Origin of the sequence: Streptomyces sp. NPDC048566 (assembly GCF_043199735.1) — a bacterium.
GTDB lineage: Bacteria > Actinomycetota > Actinomycetes > Streptomycetales > Streptomycetaceae > Streptomyces.
In genome coordinates, this window is the sequence record NZ_JBICWL010000013.1 from 61,902 (window position 1) to 65,792 (window position 3,891).

Genomic DNA, 3,891 nt, shown 5'->3' on the forward strand with positions numbered 1-3,891 from the left:
TCGGGAGGCTCGGGAACCGGGACCGTTCGGAGACCGGTGTACCGGATCGTCCGAAGATCCGTGCGCCGCGGCTGTCCGGTGACCCGTGCGCCGGGGTCGTCGGGAGGCTCGGGAACCGGGACCGTTCGGAGACCGGTGTACCGGATCGTCCGAAGATCCGTGCGCCGCGGCTGTCCGGTGACCCGTGCGCCGGGGCCGTCGGGAGGCCCGTGAACAGGGACCGTTGGAGACCTGTGCGCCGGGACCGTCGGGAGGCCCGTGAACCGGAGCCGTCCGGAGGTCCGTGAACCGGGACCGTCCGGGGACCCGTGCGCCGGATCGTCCGGACGGGACCTGGCGTTCAGGCCGTCCGGGCGATCAGGTACCGGAACACGTTCGGCATCCAGACGGTCCCGTCCCGGCGCAGGTGCGGATGCAGCGCCTCGGCGATTTCCTTGTCCACCTGTGCCTGGTCCGTGGCCTCGACCGCCGCGTCGAACAGCCCCGTGGACACCAGCCCTCGCACGGCGCTGTCGACGTCCGCGTAGCCGAACGGGCACGCCACCCGGCCCGAACCGTCCGGCCGTAAGCCGGCCCGCTGGGCGACGTCCTCCAGGTCGTCCCGGCGCGCGGCACGCCAGCCGGGCGCCGGGCGCAGCGGGTCGGCGAGCTTCCGGGCCACCCGCAGCACGGCCGACGTGCTGCACCGTTCCGGCGGGCCCCAGCCGACCAGCACCACGGGCGCACCCCGCTCCGCCAGTGGTGCCGCGGCGGCGAGCCGTGCGGTCAGTTCCTCGGAGTCGCCGGCCACGCAGCCGATCGGCTCGAAGGAGGTCACCAGGTTGTACGGCGGTGCGCCCGGCACGGCCGCGTCGCCGGGCGGTCCGGCGACCAGCCGGGTCCGCGGGTGCTCCCGCGCGCCCCCATCGCCGGGCAGCAGGCGTGCGCGCGCGAGGGCCAGCCGCTCGGGCGAGGCGGAGTCCACCCCGGTGACCGAGGCGCCGCGGGCCCGCGCCATCAGCAGGGCGAGTCCCGCCCCGCAGCCGAGACCGAGCAGCCGCGTCCCGCCGCCCACTTCGAGCCGTTCGTGGACGGCCTCGTAGAGCGGCACCAGCATCCGCTCCTGGATCTCGGCCCAGTCACGCGCGCGTGCAGCCCGGTCCGTGCGGGGCGGTGGGCCCGCGTGAGGAAGGTGCTGCCGCACGAGTGTCGGTGTCATCGAAAGTGCCCCAATCAGCCGAGAGTTGCCGCCGGGCCTGATTCCTTCGCCCCCGCGCCGTAGGCCCGCACTCCCCCCGTATGTCAGATAACTCCGCGCTCGTCGTGCCGTCCAGGGGTCGCGGGGGCCCGTTTGCCCTCCCGGCCGCGAACGCCGCGACAATTCACCTTCCGGCAACGTGGGCCCGTACCATCGCCGCATGGCAAAGGCACCCGTTCTCACGCCCCGGGCGGTCGACTACCCGCGCTGGTACCAGGACCTGATCGCCAAGGCCGAGCTCGCCGACAACGGCCCGGTGCGCGGGACCATGGTCATCCGGCCGTACGGGTACGGCCTGTGGGAGCGGATGCAGCAGGAGATGGACGCCCGCATCAAGGAGGCGGGCGCCCGGAACGCCTACTTCCCCCTGTTCATCCCGCAGTCGTATCTGACCCGGGAGGCCGAGCACGTCGAGGGCTTCGCCCCGGAGCTGGCGGTCGTCACGCACGGCGGGGGCAAGGAGCTGGAGGAGCCGGTCGTCGTCCGCCCCACCTCCGAGACGATCGTCAACGAGTACTTCTCCAAGTGGGTGCAGAGCTACCGCGATCTGCCGCTGCTGATCAACCAGTGGGCGAACGTGGTCCGTTGGGAGATGCGCCCGCGGGTGTTCCTGCGCACCACCGAGTTCCTCTGGCAGGAGGGCCACACCGCCCACGCCACCTACGAGGACGCCCGGGACTACGCCGCGCACATCCACCGGCGGGTGTACGCCGACTTCATGACCGACGTCCTCGCCATGGACGTCCTCCTCGGCCGCAAGACGGCGAGCGAACGGTTCGCGGGCGCGATCAACACCCTCACCCTCGAAGGCATGATGGGCGACGGCAAGGCGCTCCAGATGGGCACGAGCCACGAGCTGGGGCAGAACTTCGCCAAGGCGTTCGACACCCGGTACCTGTCCCGGGACGGCGGCCGGGAACTCGTCTGGCAGACCTCCTGGGGCTCCTCGACCCGCATGGTCGGTGGCCTGATCATGTCGCACGGCGACGACAACGGGTTGCGGGTGCCGCCGCGGCTCGCCCCGGTCCAGGTCGTCGTCCTCGCGATTAGGGAGGACGAGGCGGTTCTGGCCAAGGTCCACGAGATCGGCGATCGGCTGAAGGCCGCGGGCGTACGGGCCGAGGTCGACGACCGGACCGACACCCCCTTCGGGCGCCGCGCCGTCGACTGGGAGCTCAAGGGCGTCCCGCTGCGGGTCGAGGTCGGCCCCCGCGACCTGGAGAGCGGCACCGCGGTGCTCGCGCGCCGCATCCCCGGCGGCAAGGAACCCGTCGCCCTCGACGCCCTCGACGCCCTCGCCGCCCGGGTCCCCGGCATCCTTCAGGAGGACCAGGCGCTGCTGCTGAGGCAGTCCCGCGAACGCCGGGCGGCGCGCACGGCGGACGTCTCGACGGTCGGGGCGGCCGTGGAGGCGGCCCTCGCGGGCGGCTGGGCGCGCATTCCGTGGGCGGACCTCGGCGAAGAGGATGAGGCCGCGCTCGCCGAGCACGCGGTGACCGTGCGCTGTCTGGTCGCGGAGGACGGGTCGGTGCCCGACAGCGACGACGCACCCGGTAACGTCGCCGTCGTCGCCCGCGCCTACTGAGCCCTGCCGAGCCTCACGCGACGGCGGCCGAAACACCTCTTGCGCATCCGCCGGCAGCGGTCGCCCCGGCACCCCGGGCCCGCCTACGGGCCGCGGCGTACGTGACCCTACGTACCGCCTTGGTATGAGCTGTGATGCTTCTCCGCAGATCAGCGCACCCGCCCTCGTCGGGACGCATCAGCGGCAACTGACGGGTACGTGCAAATTATTTGGGATGCCCCGGAATAGGAACACAGAGGCACCCACGCTCGTTGTCATTACGTGAGCACGACACCACCTGTTCTCGCCGCAGAGCTGGCAGGGGCGTGGGCCGACATTCAGCGGCACCACCCCGAGCTGCCCGATCTTGCCGCGCCAGAGTCCCTGATCGGGGAGTCGTCGTCCGCCTGCGGGCACGAACTCTCCTTCGAACGACTGCTTCACGAAGCAGTCCACGGCATCGCCGCCGCCCGTGGAGTCCGCGACACCTCGCGCGCCGGCCGTTATCACAACCGCAGGTTCCTCGCGATCGCCGAGGAGTTGGGTCTCGACCATCCCGAGGAGCCGCATCCCAGCAGCGGCTTCTCCCTGGTCACGCTCAACCCCGAGGCCAAGCGCCGCTACCGTCCGACGATCGAGCGGCTCCAGCGCGCGCTGAAGGCCCACACGGCCGCCACCGCCGCCGACTCCGCCCGGTCGTTCCGCGGTCCGGCCGCCCGTCACGGCTCCTCCGGAGGAGGCGTCCGCGTGAAGGCCGTCTGCGACTGCGGGCGCAACGTCCGCGTCGTCCCGTCGGTCCTCGCGCAGGCGCCGATCGTGTGCGGCGGATGCGGCAAGCCCTTCCGGATTCCGGAGGTGGTCGGAGCGGCGGCGGGCTGATCCCGGGTGCGACACCGGCATCTCGTGGGTGCCGGACAGCGCACGCGGCCCGCGGGCGACCGTGCCTTCCCCCACCGCTCCGCGGCGGTGGGGGAGACGGTGTGCGCGCGGGTCGGGCGGGGGGGGGCTGGGGGGGGGGGGGGGGGCCCCCCCCCCCCCCCGCGGCGCCCGGGGGGGGGGGGGGCGGGGGGGCGGGGGCGCCCCCCCCCCC

General features: G+C 73.3%; 3 protein-coding genes. 2 read left to right on the plus strand and 1 reads right to left on the minus strand.

What is annotated here, in order from left to right; genetic code table 11:
* Positions 1-340 precede the first annotated feature (340 nt).
* Positions 341-1,198 (minus strand): SAM-dependent methyltransferase, encoded by an 858-nt coding sequence (locus ACGFS9_RS20530; protein ID WP_393254996.1) that lies wholly within the window; start codon positions 1,196-1,198, stop codon positions 341-343.
* Between the two features lie 199 nt (positions 1,199-1,397).
* Between ACGFS9_RS20530 and proS the strand changes: the two genes are divergently transcribed.
* Entirely contained in the window at positions 1,398-2,822 is a 1,425-nt protein-coding gene (gene proS, locus ACGFS9_RS20535; protein WP_393254998.1) for a proline--tRNA ligase, read from the plus strand.
* Positions 2,823-3,083: 261 nt separating this feature from the next.
* Positions 3,084-3,680: a hypothetical protein gene (locus ACGFS9_RS20540; RefSeq protein ID WP_393255000.1), complete on the plus strand. Its 597-nt coding sequence runs from the start codon at positions 3,084-3,086 to the stop codon at positions 3,678-3,680.
* The last annotated feature ends 211 nt before the right edge of the window (positions 3,681-3,891 follow it).